Origin of the sequence: Microbacterium azadirachtae (assembly GCF_000956545.1) — a bacterium.
Classification (GTDB): domain Bacteria; phylum Actinomycetota; class Actinomycetes; order Actinomycetales; family Microbacteriaceae; genus Microbacterium; species Microbacterium azadirachtae.
In genome coordinates, this window is sequence record NZ_JYIT01000040.1 from 1 (window position 1) to 16,339 (window position 16,339).

General features: G+C 73.1%; 17 protein-coding genes and 1 pseudogene. 7 read left to right on the forward strand and 11 right to left on the reverse strand.

Annotated elements, in window-relative coordinates:
- The coding region (locus tag RL72_RS20175; RefSeq protein WP_045248928.1) for a DUF5107 domain-containing protein at positions 1-1,928 on the forward strand (1,928 nt) is incomplete at its 5' end.
- 275 nt (positions 1,929-2,203) lie between these two features.
- On the opposite strand, the pseudogene RL72_RS20180 reads toward RL72_RS20175, so the two are convergent.
- Positions 2,204-2,878 (reverse strand): annotated as a pseudogene (locus tag RL72_RS20180) (D-alanyl-D-alanine carboxypeptidase family protein); the annotation flags it as partial.
- A gap of 36 nt (positions 2,879-2,914) precedes the next feature.
- Between RL72_RS20180 and RL72_RS00960 the strand changes: the two are divergent.
- Together RL72_RS00960 and RL72_RS00965 are read left to right on the forward strand one after the other, a co-directional pair.
- Entirely contained in the window at positions 2,915-3,631 is a 717-nt protein-coding gene (locus RL72_RS00960; protein ID WP_045248929.1) for a response regulator transcription factor, read from the forward strand.
- Between the two features lie 4 nt (positions 3,632-3,635).
- Positions 3,636-4,757 (forward strand): sensor histidine kinase, encoded by a 1,122-nt coding sequence (locus RL72_RS00965; RefSeq protein ID WP_045248930.1) that lies wholly within the window; start codon positions 3,636-3,638, stop codon positions 4,755-4,757.
- Positions 4,758-4,791: 34 nt separating this feature from the next.
- On the opposite strand, the gene RL72_RS00970 is transcribed toward RL72_RS00965, so the two are convergent.
- Complete coding sequence (locus tag RL72_RS00970) at positions 4,792-5,406, reverse strand: TetR/AcrR family transcriptional regulator (protein WP_045248931.1); 615 nt, start codon at positions 5,404-5,406, stop codon at positions 4,792-4,794.
- 82 nt (positions 5,407-5,488) lie between these two features.
- On the opposite strand from RL72_RS00970, the gene RL72_RS00975 reads away from it, so the two are divergent.
- Positions 5,489-5,767, forward strand: a complete 279-nt coding sequence (locus RL72_RS00975; RefSeq protein ID WP_045248932.1) for a DUF1905 domain-containing protein — start codon at positions 5,489-5,491, stop codon at positions 5,765-5,767.
- Positions 5,767-6,585 carry an alpha/beta hydrolase gene (locus RL72_RS00980; protein WP_045248933.1) on the forward strand — a complete coding sequence of 273 codons (819 nt, stop codon included), beginning with the start codon at positions 5,767-5,769 and terminating at the stop codon, positions 6,583-6,585. The genes RL72_RS00975 and RL72_RS00980 overlap by 1 nt, the downstream gene beginning before the upstream one ends.
- Positions 6,586-6,601: 16 nt before the next feature.
- On the opposite strand, the gene RL72_RS00985 is transcribed toward RL72_RS00980, so the two are convergent.
- The 5 genes from RL72_RS00985 to RL72_RS01005 form a co-directional block, all read right to left on the reverse strand.
- Positions 6,602-7,378 carry a DeoR/GlpR family DNA-binding transcription regulator gene (locus RL72_RS00985; protein WP_045248934.1) on the reverse strand — a complete coding sequence of 259 codons (777 nt, stop codon included), beginning with the start codon at positions 7,376-7,378 and terminating at the stop codon, positions 6,602-6,604.
- An 88-nt stretch (positions 7,379-7,466) separates the two neighbouring features.
- Entirely contained in the window at positions 7,467-8,336 is an 870-nt protein-coding gene (locus RL72_RS00990; protein ID WP_045248935.1) for a class II fructose-bisphosphate aldolase, read from the reverse strand.
- Positions 8,333-9,310, reverse strand: a complete 978-nt coding sequence (locus RL72_RS00995) for a 1-phosphofructokinase family hexose kinase (RefSeq protein ID WP_045248936.1) — start codon at positions 9,308-9,310, stop codon at positions 8,333-8,335. Before RL72_RS00995 ends, RL72_RS00990 begins: the two co-directional genes overlap by 4 nt.
- A complete protein-coding gene (locus RL72_RS01000; RefSeq protein WP_248700323.1) occupies positions 9,307-10,332 on the reverse strand; it encodes an ROK family protein in 1,026 nt (341 codons plus the stop codon). Before RL72_RS01000 ends, RL72_RS00995 begins: the two co-directional genes overlap by 4 nt.
- Before the next feature lie 9 nt (positions 10,333-10,341).
- Positions 10,342-11,256: an SIS domain-containing protein gene (locus tag RL72_RS01005; RefSeq protein WP_045248937.1), complete on the reverse strand. Its 915-nt coding sequence runs from the start codon at positions 11,254-11,256 to the stop codon at positions 10,342-10,344.
- Between the two features lie 213 nt (positions 11,257-11,469).
- On the opposite strand from RL72_RS01005, the gene RL72_RS01010 reads away from it, so the two are divergent.
- Positions 11,470-12,234 (forward strand): histidine phosphatase family protein, encoded by a 765-nt coding sequence (locus RL72_RS01010; RefSeq protein ID WP_045248938.1) that lies wholly within the window; start codon positions 11,470-11,472, stop codon positions 12,232-12,234.
- 21 nt (positions 12,235-12,255) lie between these two features.
- Here RL72_RS01010 and RL72_RS01015 read toward each other — a convergent pair whose 3' ends face one another.
- Positions 12,256-12,552, reverse strand: a complete 297-nt coding sequence (locus RL72_RS01015) for a chorismate mutase (RefSeq protein WP_045248939.1) — start codon at positions 12,550-12,552, stop codon at positions 12,256-12,258.
- Positions 12,553-12,626: 74 nt separating this feature from the next.
- Here RL72_RS01015 and RL72_RS01020 point away from each other — a divergent pair, with 74 nt between their 5' ends.
- Positions 12,627-13,856, forward strand: coding sequence for an AI-2E family transporter (locus tag RL72_RS01020; RefSeq protein ID WP_045248940.1), 1,230 nt, complete (start codon positions 12,627-12,629; stop codon positions 13,854-13,856).
- A 27-nt stretch (positions 13,857-13,883) separates the two neighbouring features.
- Here RL72_RS01020 and RL72_RS01025 read toward each other — a convergent pair whose 3' ends face one another.
- Genes RL72_RS01025 through RL72_RS01035 form a run of 3 tightly spaced genes read right to left on the reverse strand, consistent with a single transcriptional unit; the run spans position 13,884 to position 16,170 of the window.
- Entirely contained in the window at positions 13,884-14,357 is a 474-nt protein-coding gene (locus RL72_RS01025) for a DUF3237 domain-containing protein (protein WP_045248941.1), read from the reverse strand.
- Complete coding sequence (locus RL72_RS20010; RefSeq protein WP_045248942.1) at positions 14,354-14,824, reverse strand: MarR family winged helix-turn-helix transcriptional regulator; 471 nt, start codon at positions 14,822-14,824, stop codon at positions 14,354-14,356. The genes RL72_RS01025 and RL72_RS20010 overlap by 4 nt, the downstream gene beginning before the upstream one ends.
- Positions 14,821-16,170, reverse strand: coding sequence for an FAD-dependent monooxygenase (locus RL72_RS01035; protein ID WP_045248943.1), 1,350 nt, complete (start codon positions 16,168-16,170; stop codon positions 14,821-14,823). The genes RL72_RS20010 and RL72_RS01035 overlap by 4 nt, the downstream gene beginning before the upstream one ends.
- Positions 16,171-16,339: the final 169 nt, after the last annotated feature.

Sequence of the window (16,339 nt, forward strand, 5' to 3'; positions counted from 1 at the left end):
CCCCGAACCCCCTCCCCGCGATCGCGGCGATGCCGCAGGCGCCCTATGAGGCCTCCGCCGAGGGGCTCCCCGCCGAGATGGCGGCGAACATCCGGTACGGACAGGTGTCGTCGATCCATCCGTACCTGATCCAGGACGGCTACGACCGCACCCGCACGCCCGCCCCGATGCGCGTCGCCGTGCTCGAGAACGAGCAGCTGCGGGCAGAGTTCGCCCTCGATCTGGGCGGCCGGCTCGTGCGCCTCTTCGACAAGACCACGGGGCGCGACCTCGTCTATCGCAACGCGATCCTGCAGCCGGCGAACCTCGCCCTGCGCGACGCCTGGTTCTCCGGCGGCGCCGAATGGAACATCGGCATGCGCGGACACTGGCCGCTCACGGTCGATCCGCTCTACGCCGCCGAGCTCACCGGGGACGACGGCGAGCCCATCCTGCGCCTGTGGGAGTACGAGCGGGTGCGCGGGCTGATCCTGCAGATCGACGCGACGCTCGAAGGCCCCGCCCTGCACGTGCACGTGCGGGTGCGCAACCCGCGCGACCGTGAGACCGGGATGTACTGGTGGACGAACATCGCCGTCGCCCAGTCGGAGGGCAGCCGGGTGTTCGCGCCCGCCACCCACGCATACATGACGGGCTACGACGGCACGCTCGGCCGCGTCGATCTGCGCAAGGCCGACCCGCGCTTCCCGGCCGCCGCGCCCGCCGCGGCCGACTACTTCTTCGACCTCGCGCCCGGCCTCGCGGATTCCGCCGACGCCGCAGACGCCCCGGCGCCGCGCCCGTGGATCGCCGCCGTCGACGCCGAGGGATCCGGCCTGGCTCACGTCTCGACCGCGCCGCTCACCGGCCGCAAGCTCTTCGTCTGGGGAGACACCCCCGGCGGGCGCCGCTGGTGCGACTGGCTCGGCGGCGAGACCGGTGCCTACTTCGAGATCCAGGCCGGGCTGGCCACGACGCAGTACGAGCATCTGCGGATGCCCGGCGGCGCGACGTGGGAGTGGACGGAGACCTTCCTGCCGCTACAGCTGGCGGATCCGCGTCTCGACGGGGGCTGGGACGACGCCGTCGCCGAGGTCGGCCCCCAGGTGGTGCAGGCGGCGGAGCGGATCGGCTCGGCCGGGATCGCCCGGCTCGAATCCTCCGTCGACGTCGCCCCGGAGGCGCTGATCTCGATCGGGTCGCCCTGGGGAGCGCTCGAGCAGGAGCTCGCCGCGCGCACCGGAACGGCGTTCGCGTCGCCGGCCGGAGTGCGCTTCGTGCGCGACGGCGAGGAGGGTGCCTACTGGGCCGCCCTTCTGGATGCTCCGTCCGACCGCATCGGACGCGGGATCGCGGAGCCGGATCCGCTCGTCGCCCCTGACTCGTACGTCACCGGCGACGAGTGGGACCACGTGCTCGCCGAGGCGCCCTCGACCTGGCTGACCCACTATCACCGTGCTGTCGCGGCACACGCGCGCGGCGAGCACGGCACCGCGGTCTCGCACTACGAGGCGTCCCTGCGGCACCGGCGCAGCCCCTGGGCGCTGCGCGGACTCGGACTCGCCCTGCGCCAGTCCGACGGCGGCACCGCGGCGCAGGCGGAGGGGATCCATCGACTCGCCGAGGCGCGCGAGCTCGCCCCCGATCTCGCCCCGCTGGCCCTCGAGCTCGCCGAGGCGCTGCTGTCCGACGGCCGGGCCGACGAGGTGCGCACACTGATCGGCGGACTTCCGGCGGAGCTCCGCGGGCTCGGACGGTTCCGCGTGGTGGAAATCCGCGCGGCCCTGGCCGTCGGCGACCGGGAGACCGCGGGGCGGATCCTCGAGGAGCGCTTCGAGGTGCCGAACCTCCGCGAGGGCGAGCTGAGCATGTCGGCCCTGTGGCACGAGGCCTTCCCGGGTCGCCCGGTCCCGTCGTGGTACGACTTCGAGATGGCCCCCGAGGACTGAGCCCGACCCGTCGGCGGCAACTCCCTGACTGCTCCCCGCCCGGCTGCTCGCTGGTCGCGGATTGCGACTTCCACGGGCTGAAACCCGCAATCTGCGACCAGCGAAGAGGGGGATACCCGCTCAGCCCTGCATGCGCGGGTCCTCGGTCGGGTCACGGAACATCGGGGGCACCCGGCGCCGACCGCCGACGGGCTCAGCTCGAAATGCCACGCCTCGTTGTCGTACGTGCGGCACAGTCCGAACTGCGCGCCGTGGCGGTTCAGCCAGTCGGCCGCGTCATAGGGCGAGACGTCGACCGCCTGCCCCTTCACATGCAGGGAGGTCTCCGGAGTGCCGACCCAGCGCGCGGCCTCCGCGGCCGACCCGTAGGTGCGCACCGCGTCGCGCAGCAGCCACGCCTGGTACGCCTTCGAGCGCCAGCCCCCGCCGACCCGCAGATCGACGCCGTCCTCCGCGGCCGCCGCGTGCGCCTGCTGCAGAGCCTCGCGCAGGGCAGGATCCAGCCGGGCCACCGCCAGCGCCGCGTCCGACACGGCGAGCGAGTCGCCGTCCGCGATGTACCCGTCCTCCGCGGTCGGCCGGCCGCCGCCCCGGGCGACCGCGGATCCGGCGTCGGTCCCGCCTGAGACCACCGTGTCCGGATAGTCGGGCCGGGCGGCGATCGCCGCGGTGACCACGGCTGCCGCCGCGCCCGCCCCGATCGTCACGAGCACCAGCAGCACGACCAGCAGCCGGAACAGCCGGCGACGCGGGCGGGGAGGACGCCCGCCCGCGTCGCCGCGGGCGGGGAGGACGCCCGCCCGCGCGCTGCTCCCGATCCGTGGAGCCGGACGGATCCAGGATCCACTCGGGCGCCGTGCCGGGCCGCAGGGACGTGGTCGTTCTCGTGGGGGTGTCCATGCCTCCACCCCATCGATGCGGACGTTGCGGGATCGTACGCGCTTTCGCATACGCTCCCGATACGCGCGGGTGCCTAGGCTTCTGGCATGCGCGTGCTGATCGTGGAAGACGAACCCGCCCTGGCCGGTGCGGTCCGTGATGGACTGCGCCTCGCGGCGATCGCGGCGGACACGGCCGGCGACGGCCACACCGCCCTGGAACTGCTCGACCTGAACTCCTATGACGTGGCCGTGCTCGACCGGGACATCCCGGGGCCGAGCGGCGACGACATCGCCCGCGCGATCGTCGCCGCAGGATCCGGGCTGCCGATCCTCATGCTCACGGCGGCCGACCGGCTGGACGACAAGGCGACCGGCTTCGAGCTCGGGGCCGACGACTACCTCACCAAGCCCTTCGAGATGCGCGAGCTCGTGCTGCGCATCCGCGCGCTCGCCCGCCGCGCACCGCGATCGACCCCGCCCGTGCACGAGCTCGCGGGCATCACCGTCGATCCCTTCCGCCGCGAGGTCTACCGCGACGGCCGCTACGTGGCGCTCACCCGCAAGCAGTTCGCCGTGCTGCAGGTGCTCGTCGAGGCCGGGGGCGGGGTGATCAGCGCGGAGGAGCTGCTGGAGCGGGCCTGGGACGAGAACGCCGACCCGTTCACGAACGCGGTGCGGATCACCGTGTCGGCGCTGCGCAAGCGGCTCGGGGAACCGTGGGTGATCCTCACCGTGCCGGGCGTCGGCTACCGGATCGACGCGGACGACGCGGCGGCCCGCCCCGTCGACGATCACACGACGGAATCCGCTCCCCGTGCCTGAGCCCATGGCACCCGTGCCCCTCGGGCCGCACGCCGAGCGCAGCCCCGGTCTCTCGGTGCGATGGCGGCTCACCCTCAGCTACGTGGCCCTGGTCGCGATCGCCGGGGCCGTGCTGCTGGGCGTGGTGGCGCTCTGGCTGCTGCGCTACGTGCCCGACGGCGAGGTCTACAGCAGCGACCCCTTGGCGGGCGGCAGCTGGGCGCCGAACCGCACCGACCTGATTCGCGCCTTCGTGCCGGCGGCGACCTGGGCGCTGCTCGCGCTCATCGGGCTGAGCGTGCTCGGCGGCTGGCTGCTCGCCGGCCGGGTGCTGCGCCCGCTCGCGATCATGGCCGACACCGCCCGCGCCGTGGGCGAGGGAGAGCTGAGCGCACGGATGGCGCTGCCTGGACGCGACGACGAGTTCCGCCGGCTGTCGGACGTGTTCGACGGGATGCTCGACCGGATCCAGGCCGATCTGGAGCGCGAACGGCGGTTCGCCGCGAACGCGTCGCACGAGCTGCGCACCCCGCTCGCGATCACGCGGGCACTGCTCGACGTCGCGCAGGCCGAGCCGGATCCGGACGTGCCGCAGCTGCTCGAACGGCTGCGCACCGCGAACGAGCGCGCGGTCGCGCTCACCGAGGCGCTGCTGCTGCTCGCACGGCTGGATGCGCGCCCGCCGCAGCAGGTCGAGGTCGACCTGTCGCTCGCGGCGGAGGGTGCGATCGAGCTGCTGCACGAGGTCGCGGCGGCGCACGACGTGCGCATCGACGCCGTGGGCGACCCGGTGTTCGTGCGCGGCGATGCGGCGCTGCTCGACCAACTCGCCCTGAACCTCGTGCAGAACGCGCTGGTGCACAACCTGCCGTCCGGCGGCTCGGCCACCGTGCGCACGGTGAGCCTGGGCGGCCGCGGCGCGCTTGTGGTGGAGAACACCGGCGAGAGGCTCGACCCGGATCTCGTCGCGACGCTGGTCGAGCCGTTCCAGCGCGGCTCCGGACGGGCGCGCGACGGCGGTCACGGCGGATCCGGGCTGGGGCTGGCGATCGCGGGATCCATCGTCGAGGTGCTCGACGGATCCCTCGTGCTCACCGCGCGCCCCGAGGGCGGCCTGCGCGTCGAGGCGAGCTTCCCTCTGGCATGAGGGTCTCGGGCCGCCCCGCGACGAGAGGGAGCCCTCACGCCCCGTAGGCGGCGAAGAACATGTCGAGCGCGGCCTCGACGTGCGCGGGGATCTGCGCGGGGGAGAGCGCCGCCGCGTCGCCGAGCAGCATGGCGCGATTGATCGGCTCCCCCATCACCAGCCAGTTCAGCTGCGTGGCGGCCTGCTCGGCATCGACCGGACGGACCACGCCGGCGGCGCAGAGCTCGTCCACCACCGCGGTGAGAGCGAGGATCGCGCGTCGCGGTCCCAGCTCGTAGAGTGCCTCGGCGAGCTCCGGCGAACGACGCAGCTCGCCGATCACGAGACGACGCAGCGCGAGGATCCGCGGATCGAGGACGGCGGTCAGCTGAGCGACGAGAAGGTCGTGCAGGCCTTCGCGCGCATGGGAAGCGTCGGGGAAGGTCGGCGCGGGATCGAGGACGGAGGCGCTCGCTCCTTCGGTCTGGGCGCGCACGATCTCCAGGAACAGGTCGCGCTTGCTGCCGAAGTGGCTGTACAGCGTCTGCTTCGCGACCCCCGACTCCTGCGCGATCGATTCCATCGTGACCGACTCGTATCCCGTCGCGAGGAACTGCCGCTCTGCCGCCGCAAGGGCCGCAGCTCGCTTCGGCTGCGAACTCGGGCGCATCCGATCACCTCCTTGCGCAAATCATACTCGCGAGTCTAATATCCAAAACAAGACTCAACAGTCTAGAAAGTGGAGGTGCCCCATGGCAGAGAAGTCCGCTCTTCAGTTCGACGCCCGTCTTCGCGTCGCACCCGAGGCTGCATCCTGGACGGTGTTCGACGTTCCCGGATCGCGCGCCTTCTTCGGCACCGGCAGGCCGGTGCGGGTGACCGGGACCATCGACGACCAGCCGGTCGCGATCACGCTCATGCCGATCGGCAACGGCGCCCACGTCGGTCCGGTCAAGGCTGCCACACGGGCCGCGCTCGGCAAGGCCGCGGGCGACCTGGTGCGCGTGCGGTTGAACGGACCGGTGGCGTGATGCGAGTGCGCACGCCCTACGGCGACGCCGTCGACGTCGAGCTGCACGGGCCCGAGGGCGCCCCCGCAGCGCTCTTCGTCCAGGGAGCGGGACCGGGGCGGGCCGAGAACCCGATCCCCTCGTCTACCGCGCGTCTGCTCGCCGGACGCGGATACCGGGCGGCCGTGCCCGAGCGCCTCGGACGGGGCGAATCGGCCACCTCCGGTCCCGTCGACCTCGACCGCGAACTCAGCGCGATCACCGCAGTCTCCGAGGCGCTCAGCGCCCCGGTCGTGCTGATCGGGCACTCGTCGGGATGCGCCCTGGCGATCCTCGCCGCGGCCGGCGTCCCCACGCTCGCCGGGGTGATGCTGTGGGAGGCGCCTCTGTGGCAGTTCCCCGAGGGCGCGCCCGCGTGGTGGGCCGGCGTGAAGAGAAGCATCGACGCAGGGGACCTCGAGGGTGCGATCGTCCGGTACATGGCGGGCATGCCCCCCGAGTGGATCGACGAGCTGCGCACATCCCCGCAGTTCCCTGCACTGGTGCACAGCTGGATCCCCGACGGCACGGCGCTCGCCCTGGTCGAGGAGCGCTCTCCCCGCGCCTTCCTCTCCGGGATCGACGCCCCGGTGCTGGCCCTCGTCGGCACGGAGACGTTCCCCGGCATGACCGAAGCGGCCTCCGCCGTCGCCGAGTCGGCCGCGAACGGGACCGCGGAGGAGCTTCGCGGCGCCTGGCACGATTGGGATCCGACGGCGATGGCAGAGCGGATCGCACGCATGCTCACCGCCCGCCCCGAGGGCGGCCTGCGCGCCGAAGCGGACTTCCCGCTGGCGTGAGGCCGGATCCCGTGCGTCAGTCCGCCAGGACGACCTCGTAGCCGGCGTCGCGCAGGGCGCGCCGATCGTCCGGCGCGAGGCCGTCGTCGGTGAGCAGCGTGGGGAAGAGGTCGGATCCGCCGACCGCCGCGAACGCCGACGCCCCCACCTTCGACGAGTCGGCGACGATCACGGCGCGGCGGGCACGGCTCGCCATCATCCGGTTCACCGCGGCCTCGCGCTCGTCGTGCGTGGTCGCGACGCCGCTCGTCGAGAGCGCGTTCACGCCGATGAAGGCGATGTCGAGACTGACGCCCGCGAGCAGCTGCTCCACGAACGGCCCGACGAGCTCGTAGCTGCGGGAGTGGATCACGCCGCCGGTCACCACGACCTTGAAGTCGGGGCGCGTGGCGAGCTGTGCGGCGATGTTCACCGCGTTGGTGACGACGGTGAGGCCCTGCTCGGCGAGGTCCTCCCGTGCCGCGAGCGCGGTGGCGATGGCGGTGGTCGTGGTGCCGCCGGAGAGTCCCACGACAGCCCCGGGGGAGACGAGCGCCGAGGCGGCCTGCGCGATGCGTTCCTTCTGGGAGGTGCGCTGGTGGCTCTTGTAGCGGATCGGCAGCTCGTAGGCGACCGACTGCGCGACGGCGCCGCCGTGCGTGCGCGTGAGGAGCCGCCGCTCGGACAGGCTGTCGAGGTCGCGCCGGATCGTGGCGGCCGACGCGTCGAAGCGCTCCGCGAGCTCCTCGACCGACACGTCGCCGCGGACGGCGAGCAGGTCGAGGATGGCCGTGAGGCGATTGGCCCGGTTCATGCCGCCCCTTCGGGTTTCGGGGAGCGATGTCCGCCCCGGAACAGCGTAGACGGCGACGAACATCGCTCCTCGAATGCGAAGGGGAGGATCATGACGGGGTCGGTCCGGCGAAGAGGCGCAGCAGGCGGGCGGCCTCGCCGGCGACGGCGTCGCGGGCCGGCGCGAGGTACTTCCGGGAGTCGACGAGGCGCTCGTCCTCCTCCAGCCTCTGCCGGATGGCACGGGTGAAGAATCCGTTCAGGTGGGTGGAGACGTTGATCTTCGTCATCCCGGCCCGCACCGCCGCCGCGATCGTGTCGTCGGGCACCCCGCTCGACCCGTGCAGCACGAGCGGCACGTCCGCCCCGTCCTCCCCGGCGCCGCGCAGGGCCTCGCGGAGCCGCGCGATGAGGTCGAGGTCGAGGGCGGCGGTGCGATCGGTCATCGCGTGCGAGGAGCCGACCGCCACGGCGAGCGCGTCCACCCCCGTCGCCTCGACGAACGCGCGCGCCTCCCGCGGATCGGTGCGCACCCCGGGGGCGTGCGCACCGTCCTTGCCGCCGACCTCGCCGAGCTCGCCCTCGACGTAGACCTCCGCCGCGTGCGCGCGCTCGACGACCTGCGCCGTGAGCGCGACGTTGTCCGCGTAGTCGAGCGTGCCGCCGTCGAACATCACGGATCCGAATCCGAGCGCGATGGCCTCGTCGACGAGCTCGGGGCGCTCGGCGTGGTCGAGGTGCACCGCCACCGGCGTCGACGCGCGGCGTGCGACGGCGAGCGTCGCGAGTGCGATCGGCTCGAGCGCACCGTGGTAGTCGGCGCAGTTCTGCGAGATCTGCAGGATCACGGGCAGGCCGGCCTGGGCCGATGCGGAGACGAGCGCCTCCGCGGTCTCCAGGTGGATCACATTGAAGGCTCCGACGCCGGTGCCGCGGCGGGCCGCGTCGTGCACGAGGTCGCGGGCGGAGACGAGGGTCATCGGGGGGTCCTTTCGACGGACGGACGGCGCAGCGCGGTCAACGACGGGCTGTCGACCATCACAGCGGATTCGAGGTCGGGCCACGACGGGTGGATCTCGCCCGCCAGCGGCATCAGCACCGCCGCCGCCGACCATGCGGTGGCCCGGCGCAGCAGCGCGACCGGATCCTTCACGCCCCGCGCCAGCAGCACGGCGCACGCGGCGACGGCCGCGTCGCCCGCGCCGGTCGGGTTGCCTGCGAGCGGCTCGGCGAGCCGGGCGCGCACGATCTCCTCGGACGTGACGGCGAGCATCCCGTCCGCACCACGGGACAGCAGCACCAGCGACGCGCCGCGATGCAGCAGCTCGCACGCGCCCGCCACGGGGTCGGCGATGCCCGTCGCCTCGGCGAGTTCGGCGGCATTCGGCTTGAGCACGGTCGCCCCCGCATCCGCAGCGGCGAGGAGCGCCGGCCCTGACGTGTCGGCGATCACGGTGGCTCCGACGTTGCGACCGAGGCGGATCAGGCCGGGGAGCAGCTCGTCGGGGGCACCAGGGGGCAGCGATCCGGAGAGCACCAGCACCGGCTTGCGGCCGCGGACGGGGGCATCGCCGAGCGACCGGCGCACGGCTTCCGCCAGAGCAGCCCACTCCTCGGGACCCGGGTTCAGGCCGCGCTCGTTGACGATCGTGGTGTCGCCGAGGTGTTCGTCGACCAGGGCGATGCTGCGTCGAGTCGCGCCCCGCACCGGGATCAGCTCGTGCGGCACTCCGGAGGCGGCGAGCTCGGCGGCGAACTCGTCGCCGGTCGGCCCCCCGGCGGTGGCGAGCGCACGTACGGGGGCGCCGTGCGCGTGCGCGACGCGAGCCACGTTCAGGCCCTTGCCGCCCGCGCGGGCGACGCCGGTGTCGGCGCGGTGCGTTCCGCCGGGCAGGATCCGGTCGACATGCCAGGTGAGGTCGAGGGCGGGATTCGGGGTGACGGTGACGATCATCCGAGGCTCCTGGCTCGCAGCGCCGCACCCAGGATCCCCGCGTTGCCGAGCAGCTGGGCGGGCACCAGCTCGGGGAGGCGGTGGAAGCTCAGCCGCGCGCGCAGTCGGGTACGCAGCTCGTCGAACAGGGCGCCGCCGGCGCGGGAGAGCCCGCCTCCGATCACGACCGCCTGCGGCGCGATCACCGCGGTGAGCTGCGCGATCGACAGGGCGAGCGCATCGAGCGCCTCGTCCCAGACGGCGGCGGCGGCCTCGTCGCCCGCCCCGGCGAAGGCGATGACCTCCTTGGCGCCTTCCACGGGAACACCCGTGCGCGCCGTGTAGCGCCGGGCGATCGCTCCGGCCGACGCGATCGCCTCCAGGCATCCCCGGGCGCCGCAGGCGCACACGGGCTCGTCCGCGACCGGCGAGTGCCCGACTTCTCCGGCGTAGCCGCCCGAGGTGAACGGCACTCCGCCCAGCAGCAGCGCTCCCGCGATCCCGGTGCCGATGATGAGCACGATCGAGTCCGGATACGGCCGGGCACCGCCGAGCACGTGCTCGGCCCACCCGCCCGTGCGCACGTCGTGATCGAACGCGACGGGCAGCCCGAACGCCTCCTCCGCGAGCGCGCGGATCGGGGCGTCGCGCCAGCCCATGTTGCTCGCGAACACACCGACCCCGGCGACCTCGTCGACGATGCCGGGGACGACCAGCCCCACGGCGACCGGATCCACGCCCGGATGCTCCTCGCGCAACTGCGCTCCGAGCTCGACCAGCCGCGCCACGAGGCGCACGGGCAGGTCGGCGCCGGGCTCGGGCGTGGGCGTGCGGCGCAGCCCGAGCATGGCGCCGTCGGCGTCGAACAGCGCCGACTTGATGTCGGTGCCGCCCACGTCGAACGCGAGCACCGGCGCGCCCGCACCGAGCTCCGCCGCCTGCGCGAGCGGATCCCCCGACGCGTCCGTGACGACGTCGGGCACGGCGCGCGCGGCCTCGGCCGCGTCGTGCGACGCGGTCTCGCGGTCGGCACTGGTCATCATCGGGATCCCTCAGTCCTCGAGGATCACCGAGCGGGTGAGGTTGCGCGGCTCGTCGGGGTTGAGCCCCTTGGCGAGCGCGCGGTCGAGCGCCACGCGGTGCAGCCGGGCGAGATCGGCCATCGGGTCGATCGGGTGCTGCACCCAGCGTCCGCCCGTCGCGGCGACCTGCGCGTCCAGCCCCTCGGGCGCCGCGCCGAACTGCCACGTGATGCGGCCGGGCGCGGCGATGGCGATCGGACCGTGGCGGTAGTCCATCGACGGGTACGACTCGGTCCACGACTGCGACGACTCGCGCATCTTGAGCGCGGCCTCGTGCGCCAGCCCGATGGTCCAGCCACGGCCGAGGAAGGTGTACTGCTCGGCGCCGGCGAGCGTGGGGTCGACGTCGGCGAGGGCGGTGCGGACGTCGGCAATGGCGCCCGTGAGGTCTTCGCCCAGGGACGCGCGGAACAGGGCCAGCGCCGTGGTCGCGAAGCGCGTCTGCACGACCGACTTCTCGTCCGCGAAGGGCAGCAGGACGGCGTCGTCGACCATGCCGACGAGCGGGGAGGTCTCGTCGCCGATCACGCCGACGATGCGCGGGGCGGATCCGGCCGACTTCAGCTGGTCGACGAGCTCGAGCACCTCGGTCGTCGTGCCGGAGCGCGTCAGCGCCACGACCGCGTCGTAGCCGCGGTCCATGAACGCCTCGCTGGCCGCGTACGCGTCGGTGATGCCGAAGCCCGCGCGCTCGCGCAGCGCCGCGTAGGACTGCGCCATGAACCACGAGGTGCCGCAGCCGACCACGGCCACGCGCTGACCCTTCGCGGGCAGCAGCGCCTGTTCCGCGGTCATGCCCGCGGCGCGCTCCCAGGTGTCGGGCTGCGAGTCGAGCTCGGCGCGCATGTGAGCGCCGGGGGCGAGAGTCTCGTTCGGGTCGGTCATACGTCCTCCTCGGCGGGCACGGTCCCGCAAGTGCGCGACCTTGCACGATCATACGTCAAAACGATCATGTTCCGTCAGTCTGTCTTGCGGGGCGTCCCCCACCTGCCCCAACCACGGCGTCGCGCGGAAACACGAATATCGCTAGGCTTTCGCCACCGACGAAACATGAACAACGTACGGCTTTCGTCGATGCCGTCCATCGAAGGAGATGACATGCCCGACCTGTCCCGTCGCACAGCCCTGCTCGCGCTCGGCGGAAGCGCCCTCGCCGGAACGCTCTCCGTCACCGGTGCCCCTCAGGCGGTCGCCGCACCGCCGGCCGCTCCGCCGAACCGCACGACCACGGTGTACCTCGTGCGCCACGGCCGCACCTGGCTGAACCAGGCCGGACGCATCCAGGGATGGTCCGACTCACCGCTCACCGACGCCGGCGTCCAGACCGCCGCGAACGTCGGCCGCAACCTCGCCGCCGAGATCGGCGGCTTCGATGCGGCGTACTGCGCCGACATGACGCGACACTTCCAGACGGCGAGCGGGATCCTCGCCGCAGCCTCCTCCGCCCTCACGCCCATCCGGGTCGCCGGACTCCGCGAGGTCGCCTACGGCGGGTGGGAGGGCGAGAAGCAATCCGTCGCCTACCCGCAGCTCGCCGCCGCGGGCCCGCTCGACACCCTCGCGCACATCATCGATGCGTTCGGGGCGAGCAATCCCGACACCGCGCTTCCGACCGAGACGCATGCTCAGGTCGCCGCACGCATGAACGACGCCCTGACCGCCGCCGCGACCGATCGCACGCTGCCGCGGCGTTTCGGCGGCGCCGTCCTCGCCGTCTCCAGCGGCATGTCCATCACCTGCCTGCTCGAGTCGCTCGGCGCGGAGGTGCCGGCTCCGCTCGAGAACGGCGCGGTCAGCGTTCTCAGCCACGCCCGGGGCACCTGGACCGTGCGATCGGTGGGCGACACGCGCTACGCGGGCTGAGCCGTGCGCGGGGCCGCCGGGTCAGCGGGACTCGGCGGCCTCGGTGTGGTGGCGGATCACCTCGGCGACGACGAAGTTGAACCACTTCTCGGCGAACTCCGGATCCAGGTGGGCCTCTTCGGCGAGCGCGCGCAGGCGGGCCACCTGCTGCTCCTCGCGGTTCGGATCCGACGCGGGCATCTCGTGCTCGGCCTTGAGCACGCCGACCTGCTGCGTGCAGCGGAAGCGCTCCGCGAGCATGAAGATGAGGGCGGCGTCGATGTTGTCGATGCTGGCGCGCAGTCGCAGCAGTTCAGCGCGGGGATCGGCGGCGGTCATCGGGGTCTCCTCACCGGGCGGCGGACGAGCGATCCCTCCGACGATAACGCGTCGCAGGCCCCTACAGTGAAGCCATGACCCGCGAAGACCGCACCCCCGAGGAGGCGGCGGAAGACACCGCCGCGACGCCCGCCGGCCCGGCCGAGAACGCGGGCACGGCGACCGCGACCGCAGACTCCGTCGACGACGCCGACGCGGTCCCTCCCGTGACCTTCGTCGAGGCAGGACCGCCGCGAGCCTCGTTCTGGACGCGCATCGACAAGCCCGTCCGGCTGGGCTTCCTCGTCACGCTCGGCGGGCTCCTCGCGATCCTGCTCGGCCTGTCCCTCGGCAGCCTGTCGACCGTGCTCATCTACATCGCGTTCGCGCTGTTCGCCGCCCTCGGCCTCGACCCCGCCGTGCGCTGGCTCGAGAAGCGCGGGCTGTCCCGCGCCTGGTCGGTCGTGGCGGTGATCGTGGCACTCGCCCTCGTGCTCGTCGTCATCGTGCTGGCGATCCTGCCGACCGTGATCGACCAGATCGCCACGTTCGTGACCGGGATCCCCCACACGATCCGCAACTTCACGCACACGGACTTCTACGCCTGGCTGGAGAACCAGTTCGGGGTGGGGCTGACGGATCTCGTCACCGAGGTGCAGAAGTTCCTCAGCGACCCCAGTCGGATCGCGCAGATCGGCGGCGGTGCCCTGCAGATCGGCACGGGCATCGCGACCGGCATCGCCACGGGCGTCTCCGGCGGGCTGATCGTGCTCGTGCTGACCCTCTACTTCCTCGCCACGCTGCCGTCGATGAAGGCCGGGCTGCTGCGCCTCGCGCCGGCCCGCGACCGCCGCAGCATCGACCGCATCAGCGAGCAGATCACCGAGTCGGTGGGCGGCTACGTGATGGGCATGGTCGGCCTCGCGTTCATCAACGCGATGATCGTCTTCCTGCTCTACCTCGTGCTGGGGCTGCCGTTCCCGCCGCTGATGGCGACCGTCGCGTTCCTCATCACGCTGATCCCGCTCGTCGGATCCGTGCTGTTCTGGATCATCGGCACGGGCATCGCCCTGTTCAGCTCGCCGCTCATGGCCTTGATCTTCGCGGCCGTCTACGTCGTGTACATGCAGATCGAGGCCTACGTCATCACGCCGCGGGTGATGAGCAAGGCGATCGCGATCCCGGGATCCCTCGTCGTGATCGGCGCGCTGGTCGGCGGCACGCTGCTCGGGCTGCTCGGCGCGCTCATCGCGGTGCCCGTGACCGCCTCGATCCTCATCATCGTGAAGCAGGTGTGGATCCCCCGGCAGGACGCACGGATCTAGTCCGCACGCCCTCGCCCGGGGTCCGGCTCAGCCCAGCCGGTAGGCGCGATAGTGCACCGCGGAGCCCTCGCGGCGGCAGACGGCGACGTGCAGCGCGCGCTGCAGCCCGCGGTGCCGCGGCGCCGAGGACTCGAACTCCACGACCGTGCGGAAGTAGTACTCGGACGGCGGCACCGGCTCGCCACGGCCGAGACGCGCCAGCACCTCGGACGGGCCGGTGCGCACGCCCCGCGCCCGGAGCAGCAGCGGGCCGTCAGCGGTGACCGCGGAGTAGTCGGCGTCGATGTCGAACGTGCCGTCCTCGCGGATGAGCTGCCGGTCCGATCCGCCCGGGAGGATCTCGGCCTCGAGCGAACCGGTGATCCTGCCGCCGAGGATCGGGACGACGCGGCGGTGCCCGGCGGAGGTGACCCCGAGATCGATCGGCGGCCCGACCTGCACCGTCACGTCGAACGCCGGCTCGAGGGCGGGCTGCGGGAGCTCCGCGAACAGGTCGGTCATCGGCTGGCCCCCTTCAGCGCCTCGGCGAGTCGCTCGAGAGCCGGGACCGCCGCATCCACGGCCGAGCGGTCGGACGGATCCAGGCTCGCCAGCGCCTCGCGGAGCAGCTCTCCGGCGGCCTCGTCGAACCGGTGGAACAGGTCGATCGCACGCGCGGAGGCCGCCACGACGACCCGCCGTCCGTCACCGGCGCCCCGGCGCCGTTCGACCAGGCCGTCGGCCTCCATCGCGCGCAGCAGATTGCTGACGGTCGAGCGGCTGAGATGCAGGGCGTCGGCGAGCTCCGCGGGGCCGCGCTCCGCGCCGTCCGGCGACGGGAGCAGCGCACGCACAACCTCGATCTGGGCGTCGGGGATGTCGGGCAGGGAGCCGCGCTCCCTGGCGGCGGCGAGCAGGGTGCGGCGCAGCGGCGAGATGACCGCGGCGAGCCGCCCCTCGGGGCCGCCCTCAAGCTCCGCGCGGCTCACGCCGGTGCTCCGACGGTGAGCGACGCGCGCTCGTTGAGGATCGACGGGTCGAATCCCGCGGCGCGCTTGTACGCGTTCGCGATCTCCTCGCGCTCCGCGCGGGGGATCACGTCGTCGATGCGAGCGAAGCCCTGCGGAGCGCGCTCGGCGGCCAGGAGCATCACGCGCTCCGGTCCCGTGGCACGGGTTCCCGCGAGCAGCGCCGTCATCGCGGGGCGACGTGCCTGCTCGTAGCCGGCGAGCGCGGTGTCGATCGCGGTGAGCCCGCCGTCCGCCGCGGCAGCCCGGCCGTCCGCCGCCATCGCGGCGCCGAGGTGGAACGCCAGGGTGCGTGCGTCGAGGATCGCCTGGGATCCGCCGTTCGACCCGTTCGGGTACATGGCGTGCGCGGCGTCGCCGACGAGCGTGGTGCGTCCGAAGGTCCACTGCGGCAGCGCGTCGCGGTCGACCATCGGGTACTCCAGGATCTCGTCCGCGTTCGCGATGATCGCGGGCACGTCCAGCCCGTCGAACACCCAGTCGGAGAACAGCGCCGCGATCGGCGCGGGATCCACCGACCGGTTCCAGTCCGCGCGGTCCCTGAGGCTCTCGAAGGGGCCGACGCCGCGGCGCCGGTCCCTGAGGCTCTCGAAGGGGCCGACGCCGCGGCGCTCGGCGATGAAGTTCAGTCGCTGGCGCCCGTCCACCGGGGCGCCGAGCGGATAGGCGACGAACTTCTGCTCGCCGTCGCCCGCCATGATCATCGTGCGACCGTCGACGAGCACGGGCGCGTCGGCCACGCCCCGCCACAGGGTCAGCCCGCTCCACGGCGGCGCCCCCTCCTGCGGGTACCGCAGGGCGCGCAGGGCCGAGTGGATCCCGTCGGCGCCGATCACCAGGTCGTAGCGGGCCTCGACCTCACCGTCGTCGGCGGCGGCGGCGAAGCGCACGGTCTCGGATCCGTCGGCCTCGCTCTGCGCGCCCACGAGGCGGTGCCCGAGCCGGATGACGTCGCCGAGGCGCTCGACGACCGCGTCCCGGAGCGCGAGCTGCAGCCGACCGCGGTGCACGGACAGCTGCGGCCAGCGGTAGCCGGCGCCCAGGCCGCGCGGCTCGCTCCAGATGTGCTGCCCGAAGCGGTTCATGTAGACCAGGGTCTCCGGGGCGACGCCGAGCGCCTCGACCCGCTCGCGCAGGCCGAGCTCGGTGAGCTCGCGGATCGCGTGCGGCAGCAGGTTGAGTCCCACCCCGAGACCGCGGATCTCCTCGGTGCGCTCATGCACCGTGATGTCGCGGAAGCCGGCGGCCTCCAGGCTGAGCGCGGTGGCGAGCCCGCCGATCCCCGCGCCGATGATTCCGATCCGCATCGATCCACTCCTGTCTCCGGCGTCGTCGCCGCGGATTAGTTTTGTCACAAAACCAGTCTCGACGCAACCCCGGATCCCGCACCCCGTGCCCGATCCCCCCTCTGCTCGCTGGTCGCAGATTGCGGCTTTCCGGAGCCCAGACCCGCAATCCGCGACCAGTGAGCAGTGG